General features: G+C 73.6%; 14 protein-coding genes. 6 read left to right on the plus strand and 8 right to left on the minus strand.

The window, feature by feature from the left end:
* The first annotated feature begins 14 nt into the window (after positions 1-14).
* Positions 15-902, plus strand: coding sequence for a LysR family transcriptional regulator (locus tag IE241_RS01335; RefSeq protein ID WP_190019680.1), 888 nt, complete (start codon positions 15-17; stop codon positions 900-902).
* A 49-nt stretch (positions 903-951) separates the two neighbouring features.
* On the opposite strand, the gene treY is transcribed toward IE241_RS01335, so the two are convergent.
* Positions 952-3,384, minus strand: a complete 2,433-nt coding sequence (gene treY, locus IE241_RS01340) for a malto-oligosyltrehalose synthase (protein ID WP_190019681.1) — start codon at positions 3,382-3,384, stop codon at positions 952-954.
* Between the two features lie 42 nt (positions 3,385-3,426).
* Complete coding sequence (gene glgX / locus IE241_RS01345) at positions 3,427-5,553, minus strand: glycogen debranching protein GlgX (protein ID WP_190019682.1); 2,127 nt, start codon at positions 5,551-5,553, stop codon at positions 3,427-3,429.
* Positions 5,554-6,023: 470 nt separating this feature from the next.
* Between glgX and IE241_RS01350 the strand changes: the two genes are divergently transcribed.
* Both IE241_RS01350 and IE241_RS01355 read left to right on the plus strand, forming a co-directional pair.
* Complete coding sequence (locus IE241_RS01350) at positions 6,024-7,265, plus strand: DUF5919 domain-containing protein (protein WP_190019683.1); 1,242 nt, start codon at positions 6,024-6,026, stop codon at positions 7,263-7,265.
* Between the two features lie 139 nt (positions 7,266-7,404).
* Positions 7,405-8,127 (plus strand): 3'-5' exonuclease, encoded by a 723-nt coding sequence (locus tag IE241_RS01355; RefSeq protein ID WP_190019684.1) that lies wholly within the window; start codon positions 7,405-7,407, stop codon positions 8,125-8,127.
* A 286-nt stretch (positions 8,128-8,413) separates the two neighbouring features.
* Here IE241_RS01355 and IE241_RS01360 read toward each other — a convergent pair whose 3' ends face one another.
* Entirely contained in the window at positions 8,414-9,301 is an 888-nt protein-coding gene (locus tag IE241_RS01360; RefSeq protein WP_229898668.1) for a phosphotransferase enzyme family protein, read from the minus strand.
* Between the two features lie 394 nt (positions 9,302-9,695).
* Here IE241_RS01360 and IE241_RS01365 point away from each other — a divergent pair, with 394 nt between their 5' ends.
* Positions 9,696-10,925 carry a S8 family peptidase gene (locus IE241_RS01365; protein ID WP_190019685.1) on the plus strand — a complete coding sequence of 410 codons (1,230 nt, stop codon included), beginning with the start codon at positions 9,696-9,698 and terminating at the stop codon, positions 10,923-10,925.
* 181 nt (positions 10,926-11,106) lie between these two features.
* Positions 11,107-11,808, plus strand: coding sequence for a LysE family translocator (locus IE241_RS01370; RefSeq protein WP_190019686.1), 702 nt, complete (start codon positions 11,107-11,109; stop codon positions 11,806-11,808).
* Positions 11,809-11,815: 7 nt separating this feature from the next.
* On the opposite strand, the gene IE241_RS01375 is transcribed toward IE241_RS01370, so the two are convergent.
* Positions 11,816-12,655, minus strand: coding sequence for an NAD(P)H-binding protein (locus IE241_RS01375; RefSeq protein WP_190019687.1), 840 nt, complete (start codon positions 12,653-12,655; stop codon positions 11,816-11,818).
* A 158-nt stretch (positions 12,656-12,813) separates the two neighbouring features.
* Between IE241_RS01375 and IE241_RS01380 the strand changes: the two genes are divergently transcribed.
* Complete coding sequence (locus tag IE241_RS01380) at positions 12,814-13,317, plus strand: MarR family winged helix-turn-helix transcriptional regulator (RefSeq protein WP_229898669.1); 504 nt, start codon at positions 12,814-12,816, stop codon at positions 13,315-13,317.
* On the opposite strand, the gene IE241_RS01385 is transcribed toward IE241_RS01380, so the two are convergent.
* From IE241_RS01385 to IE241_RS01400, 4 genes are read right to left on the minus strand one after another with little or no spacing between them, the layout of a single operon-like run.
* Positions 13,248-14,024 carry a sirohydrochlorin chelatase gene (locus IE241_RS01385; protein WP_190019689.1) on the minus strand — a complete coding sequence of 259 codons (777 nt, stop codon included), beginning with the start codon at positions 14,022-14,024 and terminating at the stop codon, positions 13,248-13,250. The two genes, IE241_RS01380 and IE241_RS01385, sit on opposite strands and share 70 nt — an antisense overlap.
* On the minus strand, positions 14,021-14,923 hold the full coding sequence (locus IE241_RS01390; RefSeq protein WP_190019690.1) for an ABC transporter permease: 903 nt from the start codon (positions 14,921-14,923) through the stop codon (positions 14,021-14,023). Before IE241_RS01390 ends, IE241_RS01385 begins: the two co-directional genes overlap by 4 nt.
* A complete protein-coding gene (locus tag IE241_RS01395) occupies positions 14,910-15,713 on the minus strand; it encodes an ABC transporter ATP-binding protein (protein ID WP_190019691.1) in 804 nt (267 codons plus the stop codon). Before IE241_RS01395 ends, IE241_RS01390 begins: the two co-directional genes overlap by 14 nt.
* Before the next feature lie 49 nt (positions 15,714-15,762).
* Positions 15,763-16,890 carry an aliphatic sulfonate ABC transporter substrate-binding protein gene (locus tag IE241_RS01400; protein ID WP_190019692.1) on the minus strand — a complete coding sequence of 376 codons (1,128 nt, stop codon included), beginning with the start codon at positions 16,888-16,890 and terminating at the stop codon, positions 15,763-15,765.
* Positions 16,891-16,972 lie beyond the last annotated feature (82 nt).

The following is a 16,972-nucleotide window of genomic DNA, read 5'->3' on the forward strand; positions in this document are numbered from 1 at the left end:
CGGGAGGGCCGGGCATGAGCCTGCGGCAGATGGAGTACCTCGTCGCGGTGGTCGAGGAGGAGTCGTTCACCCGCGCGGCCGACCTGCTCAACGTGACCCAGTCCGCCCTCTCCCACCAGATCAAGGCCCTGGAGCGGGACGTCGGCGGCCCGCTGCTGGAGCGCCGCCCGCGCGGCATCGGGCTCACCCCGATGGGCCGCGCCTTCCTGCCCCACGCCGAACTCGCCGTCCGCAGCGCCGAACAGGCCCGCAGGGCGGCGAAGGCCGCCGCCGGAGCGGCCGGCGGCGAGCTGCACATCGCGTCCCTGCACGCCCTCGCGGTCGGGGTGCTGCCGCCCGTCTTCGCGCGCTGGCGCCGCGCCTTCCCCGCCGTCCGCCTCCACCTGCACGAGTACGCGACGACGGAGGAGCTGCGCGACCACATGGAGCGCGGGGTGGCCGACATCGCCGTCGGCCCCCGCCCCGAGGGCTGGCACGGCCCCGTCGTCTCCCTCGGCCACGAGGAGATCAGGCTGATCACCTCGGCCGGCGACCCCCTCGCAGCCCGTACGGAACCCCTCGCGCTGCCCGAGCTGGCCGAGCGCGACTGGGTGCGCTGCGCCCTCGAACCGATCGTGCAGGGCAAGCGCTGGCTGGACTGGGTCTGCGAGCAGGGCGGCTTCACACCCCGTACGGCCGTCTGGACGGAGCACTCCTCGACCGCCGTCCGGATGGCGGTGTCCGGCCTGGGCCTGGTGGCCGCGCCCGTGCACATGGCGCGCGACGTGCCCGGTGCGGTGACCGTCCCCGTCGACCCGCGCTGGCGCCGCGAACAGACCGCCTTCGCGCGCGTGGAGCTCACCGGCACCACCGCCGCCTTCGTCGAACTCTGCCGCGAGCTGGCGTTCCCGGGCACCGACTGAAGCCTGATGTACGGGGGACTTGCGCCCTGCAAGGGGCGCGGCCCGGCGCTCAGTCCCGTACGAGCAGCGCCACCGGACAGCGCTCCAGCAGCTCCGCCAGAGCCACGGGCGCCTCACACGAGAACGAGGCGCCCGTCAGCACCTCGCGCCACCGCCCGCCGCCCGGCAGCGGCAGCACCGTCCCCCGCAGCCCCCCGTCCTGCGCCAGCCGCCCGTGCAGCCGCGAGACGACGGTGACCACGGCACCGGAGCGCGCGAAGGCCACGCAGTGCCCGGCGGCCGGCCCGTCCGCGGCCAGCGGCTCGTACGAGGCGCCGGGGCCGAACCACTCGGGCCGGGCGCGGCGCAGCCTCAGCACGGTACGCGTCAGGTGCAGCTTCTCGGCCGACAGGTCCCCGCCTCCGGCGGACAATCCCCCGTCCCCTGCGCCATCGCCCGCCGGGAAGGCCGGCGGGCGCCGGTTGTCGGGGTCGACGAGGGCGGCGTAGGCGCGCTCGGTGCCCATGTAGAGGTCGGGCACGCCCGGCATGGTCAGGTGCAGCAGGGCCGCGCCGAGCGTGTTGGCCCGCACGGACGGCCACAGCGCGTCCTCCAGGGGCGCGAGGGCGGCGCGGGCCGGGCCGCACGGGTGTGCCGCGACGAAGGCCTCCACGGCCGCCTCGTACGCCGCGTCCGGCTCGGTCCACGTCGTGCGCAGCCCCGCCTCGCGCACGCTCTTCAGCACGGCGAACGCGAGCCGGGCAGCGTCCGCAGGGTTCGCGGGGCCGAGCCCGAAGGCGCTCTGCCAGGCCAGCCACGCCACGTGCGGGTCGGGTGCGCGGGGTTCGGCGGCCTCGGCCGCGAGCCGGTCCATCAGCTCCGCCCACCGGCCGGGACACTCGCTCAGCGCCGCGATCCGGGCCCGTACGTCGGCGCTGCGCTTGGTGTCGTGCGTGGACAGCACCGTCCCGGTCGCGGGCCAGTCGTGCTGCAGGCGGGCGCAGTAGGCGTGGAAGTCCTCGGGGGACACGGCGGGCCGGCCGGGGTCGCCGCCCACCTCCGCGGCCGACAGCAGGGGCGCGTGCCGGTAGAAGGCGGTGTCCTCGACGGACTTGGCGCGCAGCGCGGAGGCGGTCTGCGCGAACCGCGCGCAGAAGTCCCGCTGGTCCGGCCCCTGCCCCAGGCGGCCCAGCGCGGCGTCCCGGACGACATCGGCGGCACAGGCCTCCTCGGGCACCGTGAAGGCGGCGCGCGCGTCCTGGGCGGCCCGCTCGAGCAGGGCGGCGTCGACGGGGGCCGCGGGCCGCCCGGGCACGGCGTAGGGCCGGTAGACGGGCAGCCGTACGAGGATCTCGTGCACGGCGGTGCGCAGGGCCCAGGGCGCGGTGTCGCGCAGCCGGTGCGAGCCCTCGCAGATCCGGCCGGCGGTGCGCACCAGCCGCTCGGTCTCCGCGGCCAGCTCGTGGGTGATCACCTTGTACGCGGCGCGGCGCACCGTCGCGGGCCAGTCGCCGCCGCGGTCGGGCGGCAGGCCGGTGAAGGCGCGGTAGCGGGCTCCCAGTTCGGCGGCGCCCGCGGGGTCGACGAACAGGCCGTCGAGGTGGCGCAGGGCGTCGTAGCCGGTGGTCCCGGCGACGGGCCAGTCGCCGGGCAGCCGTTCGCCGCCGCTGAGGATCTTCTCGACGACCGTCCAGCGGCCGTCCGTGGCCTCGGCGAGGCGGTGGAGGTAGCCGGCGGGGTCGGCGAGCCCGTCCGGGTGGTCGACGCGCAGCCCGTCGGCCACCCCGTCCCGCAGCAGCTGCACCACCTTGCCGTGGGTGGCGGCGAAGACCTCCGGGTCCTCCACGCGGACGGCGATCAGCTCGGAGACGGTGAAGAAGCGCCGGTAGTTCAGCTCCGTGCGGGCCAGCCGCCACCAGGCGGGCCGGTACCACTGCGCGTCCAGCAGTTCGGGCAGCGGCAGCCGCTCCGTGCCGGGCCGCAGCGGGAAGGCGTGGTCGTGGTAGCGCAGGACGCGCTCGTCACCGTGCGCGCGGCCCGCGACGCCGAAGTGGCGCAGCTCCCCGCCGAGCGGGCCGGCCAGCACGGGCAGCAGCACCTTGCCGCCGTGCTCGGCCCAGTCGATGTCGAACCAGCGGGCGTAGCGCGAGGCCGGGCCGTCCCGCAGCACCTCCCAGAGCGGGCCGTTGAGCGTCGCGGGCGCGGGCAGGGCCATGTGGTTCGGGACGATGTCGAGGATCAGGCCCATCCCGTGCTCCCGGGCGGTGCGCGCCAGCGACCGCAGGCCCTCCTCGCCGCCGAGCTCCGTCCGCACGGCCGAGTGGTCGACGACGTCGTAGCCGTGCGTGGAGCCGGGGACGGCCTCCAGCACGGGCGACAGGTGCAGGTGGGACACCCCGAGGGAGGCCAGGTACGGCACGGCCTCCTCGGCCGCCCGGAAGGGGAAGGAGGGCTGGAGCTGGAGCCGGTAGGTCGCGGTCGGCACAGTGCTGTGGAGCCTCATGGGAACGTACGTACCCAGTCGCGGCCGCCTTGCCGCAGGGAACTACGCCGGGCGCTGCAACACCGCGAGGCTGCGGTCGGCCAGCGTCAGGCGGTCACCCGCCCGGATCTTCGGCCCGTCGGTCGCCACCCCTTCGGGCCCGGCGGTGTCGACCACGACCTGCCACAGCCTGCCGTGGTCGACGGGCACGACGAACTCGAGCGGCTTGTCGTGCGCGTTGAACATCAGCAGGAAGGAGTCGTCGACGACCGGCTCGCCGCGCGGCCCCGGCTCGGAGATCGCCCCGCCGTTGAGGAAGACCGTCAGCGACTTGGCCTGGGCCGCCTGCCAGTCGCTGTCCCGCATCTCTTCACCCTCGTGGGTGAACCAGGCGATGTCGGAGAGGTCGTCGTGGGTGCCCTGCACGGGGCGGCCGTGGAAGAAGCGGCGGCGCCGGAAGACCGGGTGGTCGCGGCGCAGCCACACCATCGCCCGGGTGAAGGCGAGCATGCGCCGGGCACGCGCGGAGGAGGCGTCCCCGGGGTGCGGCCAGTGCACCCAGGAGACGTCGTTGTCCTGGCAGTAGGCGTTGTTGTTGCCCCGCTGGCTGCGCGCGAACTCGTCGCCGTGGCTGAGCATCGGCACGCCCTGAGAGACCAGCAGGGTGGCGACGAAGTTGCGCATCTGGCGCTCGCGCAGCGCCAGCACCGCGGGGTCGTCGCTCTCGCCCTCGGCCCCGCAGTTCCAGGACCGGTTGTGGTTCTCGCCGTCGCGGTTGTCCTCGCCGTTGTCCTGGTTGTGCTTGTCGTTGTACGCGACGAGGTCGTGCAGGGTGAAGCCGTCGTGGCAGGTGACGAAGTTGATGGAGGCCAGGGGGCGCCTGCCGTCGCCCTGGTAGAGGTCGGAGGAGCCGGTCAGCCGGGAGCCGAACTCCGCCAGGGTGGCCGGCTCGCCGCGCCACAGGTCGCGCGCGGTATCCCTGAATTTGCCGTTCCACTCGGCCCACAGCGGGGGGAAGTTCCCGACCTGGTAGCCCCCCTCGCCGACGTCCCACGGCTCCGCGATCAGCTTCACCCGGCTGACCACCGGATCCTGCTGGACCAGGTCGAAGAAGGACGAGAGCCGGTCCACCTCGTGGAACTGGCGCGCGAGCGTCGCCGCCAGGTCGAAACGGAACCCGTCCACCCGCATCTCGGTCACCCAGTACCGCAGCGAGTCCATGATGAGCTGCAGGACGTGCGGACTGCGCATCAGCAGGGAATTGCCGGTGCCGGTGGTGTCCATGTAGTACTGCGGGTCGTCCGCGAGCCGGTAGTACGAAGCGTTGTCCAGGCCCCGGAAGGACAGCGTGGGCCCCAGGTGGCTGCCCTCCGCCGTGTGGTTGTAGACCACATCGAGAATGACCTCGATGCCCGCCGCGTGCAGCGCCCGCACCGCCGACTTGAACTCCAGCACCTGCTGACCCCGGTCGCCCCAGGAGGCGTAGGCGTTGTGCGGGGCGAAGAAGCCGATGGTGTTGTAGCCCCAGTAGTTGGCCAGGCCCCCGTCCACCAGCCGGTGGTCGTTGACGAACTGATGGACCGGCATCAGTTCGATGGCCGTCACCCCCAGCTCCGTCAGGTGCTCGATCACCGCGGGGTGGGCCAGCGCCGCGTACGTGCCGCGGATCTCCTGCGGCAGCGCCGGGTGGCGCATCGTCAGACCCTTGACGTGGGCCTCGTAGATGACCGTGCGGTGGTAGTCCGTGCGCGGCGGGCGGTCGTCCCCCCAGTCGAAGTACGGATTGACGACGACCGACGTCATCATGTGCGGCGCCGAGTCCATGTCGTTGCGCTTCTCCGGCCGCCCGAAGTGATAGCCGTAGACGGCCTCGCCCCAGTCGACCGCACCGCTCACCGCCCGGGCGTAGGGGTCCAGCAGCAGCTTGGCGGAATTGCAGCGGTGGCCGTGCTCCGGCTCGTAGGGCCCGTGCACCCGGAAGCCGTACCGCTGACCCGGCATCACCCCCGGGAGATAGGCGTGCCGTACGAAGGCGTCGCTCTCGCGCAGCTCCACCGCCGTCTCCGAGCCGTCGTCGTGCAGCAGGCACAGCTCGACCCGCTCGGCGACCTCCGAGAAGACCGCGAAGTTGGTGCCGGCGCCGTCGTACGTCGCGCCGAGGGGATACGCCTGTCCCGGCCAGACCTGCATCGACTCTTCCGTTCTTCCGTTGTCCCAGGCTGTACTCGGGGGCCGTCCTCGCCGCCGTACGCGCCGGCCGTCCTGTTCGATACGCGCGTACGGGCCGAAGCGGCATCCTCGCCCAATCGGAGCCGACAGGCCGCCCTTTCGCCAGATCTTCCCCAAAAGGAGCGCAACCACAGCCCCCTTCGGCTCGTCCGACCGGGTGACCCGCGGGGTGTGCGCCCCCGCGCGGACCGGCCCCCTGCGGCCCCGGAAACCGGCGGCCGGGCGCGCCCGGAGATGCGCCCGCACGGCTCTCACCGCGCGTTTTGCGCCCCCGCCGCTATGAAACGGCTCACTCCCCGCGCCGGGCGGGCGGACAACAGGTTTCCGGAACGGGAGAGTTGGCGGAGGACCGGACCCGTCCGGGTGCAGGCCCTCCCGCCCGCACAGTAGTCTGCCTTGATCGTTGGACGGGGGCGGAAGGGCGGTGCACTGTGACCTCGGGCGGGCTGGAGCTGCCCCCTGGAGACGGAAGTCCCGGGGGTGACGGCTCGGCCGACACACCTCCCGGCGCCGTGTCCTTGGCACGCCCCGTGGAGATCGGCGCCGCACTGGACTGGGACGCCGACGCGTGGGGCGAGGTGCGCACCCGCGCGCGGCGGGCCGGCCGGGCGTACATCTGGCTCAACCTCGTGGAGCAGCGGCTGCGCGCCGTCGTCGCCGCCGTGCTGCGGCCCGTCTACGAGCCGGTGCACGGCGAGGACGAGTGGGTCGTCGCCGCGGCAGGGCCTGCCGGGCAGGAGTGGGTGCAGCGGGCCGTGGCGGTGCGCGAGGTCAGCCGCCGCAAGGGCTATCTGCTGGACCCTGCCGACGACAACGTCCTCAGCTTCCTCACCCTGCCCCAGCTGCGCGAGCTCCTCGTCCAGCACTGGCCCTGCTTCGAGCCGTACCTCGACGACCGGCGCGAGCTGGAACTGGCACTGGACGAGCTGGAGGTCACGCGCAACGTCGTCTCCCGCAACCGCGCCCTGTCCGAGACCGTCCTCGCCCAGGCCGAGCGGGCCGCGGGCCGCCTGCTGACGATCCTCGGCGGCGGCAGCGGCACCGGGGCGTCCTCCGCCGACCGGCTGCCCGTCGACGCCGTCGAGGACATCGTGGGCGACCGCTACGCCGACGTCGTGGGCGTCCACCCCGACCGCGTCCGGCTGCAGCGGCAGCTGCCCGTGGAGGACCTCTTCGGCAGCGCCCGCCGCCTCGACGCCGTCGGCATAGGCCTGAACCTGCTGGTCCAGAACTACTCGGGGCGCCGGCTGGTCCGGCTCGCCGAGGCCGGCTGCCGGGCCCGCCTGCTCTTCCTCAACCCCGCCAGCAGCGCCGTGCGGCGCCGTGAGCGGGAGCTGGGCATCAAGAAGGGCGAGATGAGCCGGTCCGTCGAGATGAACATCATGCACATGCGGCGCGTGCGCGACCGGCTGCGCGACCCCGCCGCCTTCGAGATCCGCGTCTTCGACGAGACCCCGCGCTTCACCGCCTACCTCGTCAACGGCGACGGCTCGGACGGGCTGGCCGTCGTCCAGTCCTACCTGCGCAAGGCCCGCGGCATGGAGGCCCCCGTGCTGGTGCTGCGCGGCGGCGGCACCGTCGTCCGCGACGGGCGCGAACCCGAGCACGGGCTCTTCGAGACCTACCGCGAGGAGTTCGAGAGCGTGTGGGCGGACTCGCGCCCGGTCTCGTGAGCGCCTCCTGCGCCGCCGACTGCGACTCCGCCCGCGACGCCTCCCCCTACGGCGTTCCCGCAGGCCGGGGCGGGGCGCTGTCAGTGGGGCGTGCGACGCTGGGGACCAGTCGGGGGAAGCACCACGAAGGGGGACCGCGATGGGGTGGCATCAGGAGCTGCTGATCGGCTTCGACCTGGAGACCACGGGCACGGATCCGGCCGAGGCGAGGATCGTCACGGCGGCCGTCGTCGAGACCAAGGGCGGGGAGCCCGTCGGGCGCCGGGAGTGGCTGGCCGATCCCGGCATCCCCATCCCGGACGAGGCCGCGGCCATCCACGGCATCACCAGCGAGCGCGCGGCCCTCGGCAGGCCCGCCCGCGAGGTGGCCGACGAGATAGCGGAGATCCTCGTCGCGCACTGGTCGGCGGGCGCCGCCGTCGTCGCCTACAACGCCGCCTTCGACCTCACCATCCTCGCGGCGGAGCTCCGGCGGCACGGCCTGCCCTCCCTCGCGGAGCGGCTGACGGCCGCGGGCGGCGCGGCCGCCGGCGGGGAGGGCACCGGCCCGGTCGTGGACCCGCTCACCATGGACCGCGCCCTCGACCGCTACCGCAAGGGCAAGCGGAACCTGGAGACCGTCTGCCGGGTCTACGGCGTGACTCTGGAGGACGCCCACGAAGCCGGCGCGGACGCCCTCGCGGCCGTCCGGGTGGCGTGCGCCCTCGCCGAGCACTATCCGCAGGTGGCCGAAGTCGCCCCCTGGGATCTCCACCGGGACCAGGAGCGGTGGTACGCGGACTGGGCGAGGGGGTACGAGGGCTGGCTCCGCCGCCAGGGGGACGCCACGGCACGCGTGGACGGCCGCTGGCCCCTGCGCTGACCGGGGCGCGGCGGGTGCCGGTGCCGGTGCACGTACCGGATCCGGTGGCTTCGTATGCCGCCGGACCCTCGCCGCGGTGGCTTCCCGCCGTTGCGGCGGGAGGATTTGCCGGCTGACCGCACTGACCGCACTGACCGCACTGACCGCACTGACCGCACTGGGTCGCGCCCCGTAAGGGGCGCGGGGCTGTGTCGATTTGCGGCTCCGCCGCGTGGGCGCGACCAGCCACGCACGGCCCGCAGACGGCGGACTGCCCGTCCGGCAGGAGCCCTGAGGGCTGCCGCCCTCAGAACGGATACCACCGCACCGTCGCGTCACCCTCCCGCAGCGACGCCACCCGGCGAGCGAACTCCGCGCGGGCGGCGCCGTTGGCGGGAGCGTGCTGGGCCACCCACGCGCAGCTCGCCGTCTCGCGCGCTCCGCGCAGGACCGCGCAGCCCGCCCACTCCCGGACGTCCCAGCCGTACGTCTGCACGAAGGCGTCGTAGGCGTCGGCCGGCAGGCCGTAGCGGTCCTTGCTGAGGGCGAGGACGACGAGGTCGTGCTCGCGCAGGTCGCCCGCGAAGGTCTCCAGGTCCACCAGGACCGGCCCGTCCGGGCCGATGTGCACATTGCGGGGGAGCGCGTCCCCGTGGATCGGGCCCGGCGGAAGGTGCGGGACCAGCGCCGCGGCCTGTGCCGCGAAGCCGTCCCGCCGCTCGCGCAGATAGGCCGCGTCCGCGGGGTCGATCGCGTCCCCGGCCAGCCGCAGCCACCGCTCGACGCCACCGAGCAGTTCGCGCCGCGGCAGGGCGAAGTCCGGGGCGGGCAGGGCGTGGATGGTGCGCAGCAGCCCGGCGAGGTCGGCGGTGCCTGCCGGGCGGACTGCCTCGGGCAGCCGGTGCCAGAGCGTCACGGGGTGCCCTTCGGCCGTCCGCGGTGCGGGCTCGGCGGCGCGCACGGCCGGGACGCCCTGCTCCGCCAGCCAGGCGGCGACCCGCAGTTCATGGCGCGCCCGCTCCAGCAGCGCCGCGGCGCGGCCCACCTTGACGACGAGCCCGCCGGCGGCGAAGACCGCGTTCTCGCCGAGCGCGAGCAGTGACGCGTCGGCCACCGGCGCCTCCGGCACCGCCGCGGCGAGGAGCTCCCGCGCCCGCCGCTCCGTGAATGCCGTGCCCTCCACCGCGTCCGTCACTGCGCCCGTACCTCCCGTACCTGCGGCGATCGCCGCGTTTTCGTCATCCGACCCGTCACGCTACCCGCCCGGCCACGGATGGCCGGAAAGCGAGCACTGGACGATACGTATCGTCTTATCGACCCTCCGGCCGGACCCTCCGCCGTAAGTCTCATCGGCGCCTGCCCTGCGCTCAATTGATGCTCCGTCAGTGCCCAAATTGCCTTCCTTCAAAGGGGTTTGGCATTACGCAACGACGTTGCCTATGTCACAAAACCTCGTGGGGGTTGAACTGCCCGCGTCAAATCCGACAGGGTTTCGAAGCACCCCGGAGTGGCCCCTTCCGTCACTCCGGGCGTGTAGTGACACATGCTCAATTCCCCCCACACCAACCGCACGAGGAGGAAACCTCGTCATGGCAGCACACAAGCGCACCGGCCGGCGACGGACCGTCCTGGCGATATCCGCCGCAGCCGCCGTCACCGCCGGAGCCACCTTCATGGCTCTGCCGGCCGGCGCCGCTCCCGCCCCCGAAGGGACCGTCTACGGCGCCGGCGCCAAGGGCGCGATCGAGGGCAGCTACATCGTCATGCTGAAGGACGGCAAGAGCGCCGCGGGTGCGAAGTCCGTGTCCGCTCAGGGCGGCGACCTCGCCCAGAAGTACGGCGGCAAGCTCGGCCGTACCTACGACTCGGCGATCCACGGCTTCTCCGCCAGCGGCCTGGACGAGACGGAGGCCAAGCGCCTCGCGGCCGACCCCGCCGTCGCCAAGGTCGTCCAGAACCACCGCTTCAAGGCCACCGGCACCCAGGAGGCCCCGCCCTCCTGGGGTCTGGACCGCATCGACCAGACCGAGACCAAGGGCGACGGCAAGTACGCCTACCCCGACAGCGCCGGTGAGGGCGTCACCGCGTACGTCATCGACACCGGTGTCCACATCAGCCACAAGGACTTCGGCGGCCGCGCCTCCTTCGGCTTCAACGCCGTCGACAAGAGCGACAAGGCCGAGGACGACAACGGCCACGGCACCCACGTCGCGGGCACCATCGCCGGCACGGCGCACGGCGTCGCCAAGAAGGCCAAGATCGTGGCCGTCAAGGTCCTGGACGGCCAGGGCTCCGGCTCCACCGAGCAGGTCGTCGCCGGCATCGACTGGGTCACCAAGAACCACAAGGGCCCCTCGGTCGCCAACATGAGCCTCGGCGGCGGCGCGGACGAGGCGCTCGACGCGGCTGTGCAGAAGGCGATCGCCTCCGGCGTCACCTTCGCCGTCGCGGCGGGCAACGAGTCCACCGACGCGGGCAACAGCTCCCCGGCCCGGGTGAAGGAGGCCATCACGGTCGCCTCCTCCACCAAGGACGACCAGCAGTCGGAGTTCTCCAACTTCGGCAGCGTGGTCGACCTCTACGCCCCCGGCTCGGACATCACCTCCGACTGGAACGACAGCGACTCCGGCACCAAGACCATCTCCGGTACGTCGATGGCCACCCCGCACGTGGTGGGCGCCGCCGCCGTCTACCTCGGCGCCCACAAGGACGCCACGCCGGAGCAGGTCGCCGGCGCGCTCGTCAAGGGTGCGACGCCCGACAAGATCTCCAACCCGAGCGCGGGCACGCCCAACAAGCTGCTGAAGGTCACCGAGTAGCAGCCCCAGCTCATCGGCCGGCCGCCGCTCCCCACCCCCACGGGAAGCGGCGGCCGTGGTCGTTCCCGGCGCCCGATGCCCAGCGCCCGGGCAGGATCCCCCGGAAATCTCCCCTGGTTAAGCTCCCGTCATCACACGAGCCTCGATCACCCCACGAGCCTCAAGAAGACAGGAGTCCAGCGTGACGGCGGCGATACTCGGATTCACCCTCTTCTCCCTCCTGGTGGCCATGGCGCCGGGCCCGGACACCCTCCTGGTCCTGCGCAACTGCCTGCGCGGCGGCCGCCGTACGGGCAGCGCCACCGCCCTCGGCGCGGCGGTCGGCTCGCTCGCCTGGGGCGTGGCCGCGGCGTTCGGCCTCGCGGCGGCGCTGCAGCGCTGGGACGCGGCCTTCACCGTCGTCCGGCTCGCGGGCGCCGCGTACCTCGTCTTCCTCGGTGTCCAGGCCCTGTGGGCCCACCGCCCGCGCCGCGGAGGCGCGTTCGGCACTTCTGGTGAGACCGGCGCGACCGGAACCCCTGGTGCGTCCGGTGTGGCCGGGACCGCCGCCCTGCAGGAGCAGCCCGGGGCCGCCCCCGCGCCGCGTGCGGCCGAGGCGTTCCGCCAGGGCCTGCTGAGCTGCCTGCTCAACCCCAAGGTCGGCGTCTTCTTCGTCGCCGTCGTTCCCCAGTTCCTGCCCGAGGGGAGCTCGCCGTTCGGGGTGACCCTGCTCTTCGGCGTGATCGACGCGGCCGTGGCCGCGGTGTGGATGCTGCTCGTCGCGGTCTGCGCCGCACGCATGATCACCTGGCTGCGCCGCCCCCGCGTCAGCCGCAACCTCGAACGCGCCACGGGCGGCGTCCTGGTGGCCCTGGGGATCGGCACGGCGGCCGAGGCCGCCTGAGAACACGTCAGGCGCGGAAGTCCGCGGCGTGATCCTCCACCCACGTCGCGAACGTACGGGCCGGGCGGCCCGTCAGCTCCTCCACGCCTCCCGCGAGTGCGACGGGCTTGCCTTCGGACGACTTCCAGAAGGAGAGCAGCGCGTCGGCGAAGTGCCCGGGCAGGTAGGGGCCCGCAGCTTCCTTCCAGGTCTCGGGGGAGACGCGGTTGACGGTCACGGTCACGCCCGTGATGCGCGAGATCTGCTCGGCCTGGTCGAGGAAGGACAGGGCCTCCGGGCCGCTGAGGGTGTACGCGCCGCCCTGCCGCGCGGGGTCGGTGAGGACGGTGAACGCGGCCTCGGCCAGGTCCTGTTCGTGGATGGGGTCGGAGTACGCGCCGGGGTAGGGCAGGTCCACGGTGCCGGTGGCCTTGATGGCGCGGGACCAGCCCAGCGCGTTGGTGGCGAAGGCGCCCGGCCGCAGGAACGTCGCGGTGACCGGCCCGGCGGCCAGGGCCTGCTCGGCCTCCCAGTGCGGGCGGGCGACCGGGTGCGTGGCGGGGTCGGGGTAGTGCACGGAGCTGGAGGAGAGCAGCACGATGTGCCGGACGCCGGCCTTCGCGGCGGCCTCGGCGAAGGCGGCGGTGTGCGAGCCCTCCGCGTACAGGAACACGGAGGTGACGCCGTCGAGCGCCGCGGGGAAGGTCTCCGGCTCGTCGAGCGCGAGACGCAGCGAGGGGACGCCGTCCGGCAGTGCGAGCTCGCCGGGGGCGTTGGAGGCGGCCCGGACGGCGTGGCCGCGGGTGTGCAGGAGGTCGATGAGTGCGCGGCCGACGCGGCCGCGGCTGCCGGTGACGAGGGTGGTCATGTTCTGGGGTGCCCTTCCGGGGAACGCAGGCGGTGCAGGGAATGCACGGCGTGCGAGGAGTACGTAAAATGCTCGCGAGACGCACATTGCGTCGCGCAATCATTGTGGCGAGCAGACATTGCGTCGCGCAAGTATTTTTCGGAGAGCGGAGCGGACCGGTGCCCGAGCGTGCGGAGCTGGTGGAGCGGATCAGGGAAGAGAGCCGCCGGCACTACGCGGCCTGGACGCTGTTCAACCAGGCCATGGCCGACCATCTCGGCCTCCACCCCACCGACCTGCAGTGCCTCAGCCTGCTGGCCATGGAGCGCGAGCCGCTGAGCACCGGCGAGGTCGCCCGGCTCGCGGGCCTGACCCCCGGCTCGGCCACCCGCCTCGTGGACCGCCTGGAGAAGGCCGGCCTCGTGGAGCGCCGCGCCGACCCCGGTGACCGCCGCCGCGCCCTGGTGGCCCTGGCCCCCGCGGCGCAGACCCGTATCAGCGCGGCCTGGGACGTGCCGGGCGGCGCCTTCCGGGCGCTCCTCGACGGCTACGGGGACGAGGAGCTCGCCGTCATCGGCGACTACCTGCACAAGGGCTCGGAGGTCGGCCGTACTCAGGCCGAACGCCTGCGGGCGGCCGGCCGGGCCGGGGAGAGCACGCCTCCCGCCGCCGCCTCCTCGTAGCGCCGCACCACCAGGGCCGCCACCTCCGGCGCCGGCCCCAGCACGTCCGCCAGGACGTCCGCGCCGCCTTCCGCCGCCCCCTGCGCGATGCGGTCCGGCAGCCGGCCGGGCGCGAGGACGTACGGGGCGACCGCCACCCGGCGGGCCCCCTCGGCGCGCAGGGCGCGCACGGCGTCCGCCACGTGCGGCGGGGAGGCGGAGGCGAACGCGGGCCGCACGGCGCACCAGCCGGTACGCCGCCACTCCCGCGCGATGTCTGCGATCACCGCGTTCGCCTCCGGGTCGGAGGAGCCCGCCGAGGCCAGGACGACCCCGGTCGGGCGCCGGTCGCCGAGCGGCAGACCGGCCTCGTGCAGCCGCCGCTCCAGGGCGGCCGTCAGCAGGGGAGAGGGCCCCAGCACCTGAGCCCGCGTCACCCGCAGGCCCGGCAGCCCCGCCGTCGCCGCCCGCAGCACGGCCGGGATGTCGGCCTTGGCGTGGAAGGCACGGGTCAGCAGCAGGGGTACGGCGACGACGTCGCGCACCCCCTCCGCCGCCAGCCGCTCCAGCACCCGCGGCACGCTCGGCACGCTGAAGTCGAGGAAGCCCACCTCGACCCGGAGCCCGGGCCGCGTCGCGGCCACCCGCGCGCGCAGCTCCAGCACGGTGGCCGCATGGCGCGGGTCGCGGCTGCCGTGGGCGACGAGGAGCAGGGGCGGCGCGGTCATCGGTTCGCCGCGGCCAGTCCGCGCGTCCGCAGCACCCGGCGCTCCAGCGGGCTGAAGACGGCCAGGTCGATGGCGATGCCGACGAAGAGGATGAGGATGATGCCGAGGAGGACCCCCGGCATGTCGGAGTCGGTGCGCGCGTTCTCCAGGTACTGGCCGAGCCCCAGGCCGAGGTCGGGGGAGGAGGCGATGAGCTCGGCGGCCATCAGGGACCGCCAGGAGAACGCCCAGCCCTGCTTGAGCCCCGCGATGTAGCCGGGGAGCGCGGCGGGCAGCAGGACGTGCCGGGCGCCGCGCAGCCCCGTCGCCCCCATCGTGCGGCCCGCCCTCAGGTACAGCGGCGGCACCTGGTCGATCCCGGACACCAGGCCGTTGGCGATGGAGGGCACCGCGCCCAGCAGGATCACCGCGTACATCGCCGCGTCGGTGATGCCGAGCCAGATCACCGCCGCGGGCACCCAGGCCACCGACGGCAGCGACTGCAGCCCGGACAGGACGGGGCCGAGCGCGGCCCGGACGAACTTCACGCGCGCGACGAGCAGACCGAGCGGCGTGCCGAGCACGAGCGCCGCGGCGAAGCCCAGCAGGCCGCGCGAGACGGACGTCCAGACGATGTCCAGGAGCGTGCCCCGCAGCCACAGGTCCTCAAGGCTGTGCCACACCGCGGACGGGTCGGGCAGCTTGTAGTCGTCGGTGACCTCCGCGACGACCAGCAGCTTCCAGACCGCGAGGACCAGGACGACGGCCGTCAGGGGCGGCAGCACCTTGTGGAGCAGCACCTGGGCGAAGGGGGTGCGCCGGACCTCCACCGTCTCCAGGGCGTCGAGCCCGGCCTCCAGGCCGGCGAGGTCGTGCGGGCCGCCGGAAGTGCTCAGGGGGCCCGTCTCAGTGCTGGCCATGGCGGCGGATCTCCCCACGCAGTTCTTCGGTGATCTCGACGGAAAGGTCCGCCACGGCCGCGTCCTCTATGCGGCGGGGCTGGGGTATGTCCACCGCCCACTGCCGGGCCACCCGCCCGGGCCGCGAGGACAGCAGCACGACGCGCTCCGCGAGCCGTACCGCCTCACGGACGTTGTGGGTGACGAACAGCACCGACAGCGACGTCTCGGACCAGATGCGGGTCAGCTCGTGGTGCAGGACGTCGCGGGTGATGGCGTCCAGCGCGGCGAACGGCTCGTCCATCAGCAGGACCTGGCTGTCCTGTGCCAGGGCGCGGGCGAGCGCGACGCGCTGGCGCATGCCGCCCGACAGCTCGTGCACCCGCTTGCCGTACGCGCCCGAGAGCCGTACGAGCTCCAGGAGCCGCTCCGCCTCCGGCCGCCGCTCCGGGCGCGGCACGCCGCGCAGCCGCAGCGCCAGTTCGATGTTGCGGCCCGCGGTGAGCCAGGGGAACAGCGCGTGTTCCTGGAACATCAGCGCCGGGCGGCCGCCGGGCACATCGATGGTGCCGGCGGTCGGCCGGTCCAGGCCCGCCACCAGGTTCAGCAGCGTGGACTTGCCGCAGCCCGAGGCCCCCAGGAGGCACACGAACTCGCCGGGGCGCACCTCCAGGGAGATGTCGTCCAGTACGGGCTGGGCCGCGCCGGGGCGGCCGAAGGACTTGTGGACGTTCTCGATCCGGACCGCCGCGGGCTCGCGGTCCGCGATCTCGGCCGGGCCGGCCTTGTCGGTCGTCAGTGCCGGGGCCATCCGGTCACCTCCTGGGGATGGGGCGGGGCGGGATACGACGGGCGGGCGGCTACTGCTTGCCGAGCTTCGCGGCGGTCACCGCGGGCCTGCCCTCGGCCTTGAGAACCTTGTTGAGCACGGTCAGGTCGTAGATTCCCGCAAGGTCCGGCTTCTCCAGCAGCCCGGCCTTGACGGCGTGATCGGCCTCCGCCTCCAGCGACGCGGCCAGCGGGTCGTCGAGGACCTCGATGGACTTCCACGCCGGGTCGAGGATCGCGGCGGGCAGCTCCTTGCCGGAGAGCTTCTTCAGCGCCGCGTTCGCCGAGCCCTCGGCCTTCTCCGGGTTCGCCTTGATCCAGGCGTTGGTCTTCACCGAGCCGCGCAGCACGGCCTCGACCACGTCGGGGTGCTCGTCCAGGAACTTCTGCGACACGATCACGTTGGTGATGACGAACTTCCCGTCCGGCCACAGCGCGGACTCGTCCAGGAGCACCTTGCCGCCCTCGGAGACCAGCTTCGACGCGGTCGGCTCGGGCACCCACGCGCCGTCCACCGAACCGGACTTGAAGGCGTCGGGAGTGACCTTGTTGTCCGTGCGGACGACCGAGACGTCGCCCTTGCCGCTCTGCGGGTCGACCTTCCAGCCCTTCTCCGCGATCCAGTTGAGGAACGCGACGTCCTGGGTGTTGCCCTTCTGCGGGGTGGCGATCCGCTTGCCCTTGACGTCGTCCAGGGAGGAGATCTTCTTGGGGTCGACGACCAGCTTCACGCCGCCCGAGGCCGAACCCGAGACGATGCGCAGGCTCTTGCCCTTGGACTTCACGTAGCCGTTGATCGCGGGCGACGGCCCGATCCAGCCGATGTCGATCGAGCCCGCGTTGAGCGCCTCGATCTCGGACGGGCCCGCGTTGAACGTGGTCGAGCGAAGCTTGGTGCCGCCCAGCTCCTTCTGGAGCAGCCCCTCCTGCTCGCCGACCAGGGGCGTGGCGTGGGTGATGTTCGGGAAGTAGCCGATCCGGACGGTGTCCGCCGACAGCTTCTTCCCCTCGGTGTTCTTTCCCTTGGTGGAGCCGGACCCGGTGGTGGCGGAGTCCTTCTCCGAGCCGTAGCCGCAGGCGCCGAGGGCGCCGATCAGCAGGGGCAGGGCGGCGACGGCGGCGAGTGCGCGGCGGCGGGCGGAGCGAGCGGCGGCGGGCACGAGGGGTCCTCTCGACGGGCCGGGGTATGGCTAGGGGACGCCCGGCGCTTCAGTGGGGCGTAAGGGAAGTGACTGGTACGGG

The sequence above is a fragment of the Streptomyces hiroshimensis genome, from assembly GCF_014650335.1.
GTDB classification, from domain to species: Bacteria; Actinomycetota; Actinomycetes; order Streptomycetales; family Streptomycetaceae; genus Streptomyces; species Streptomyces hiroshimensis.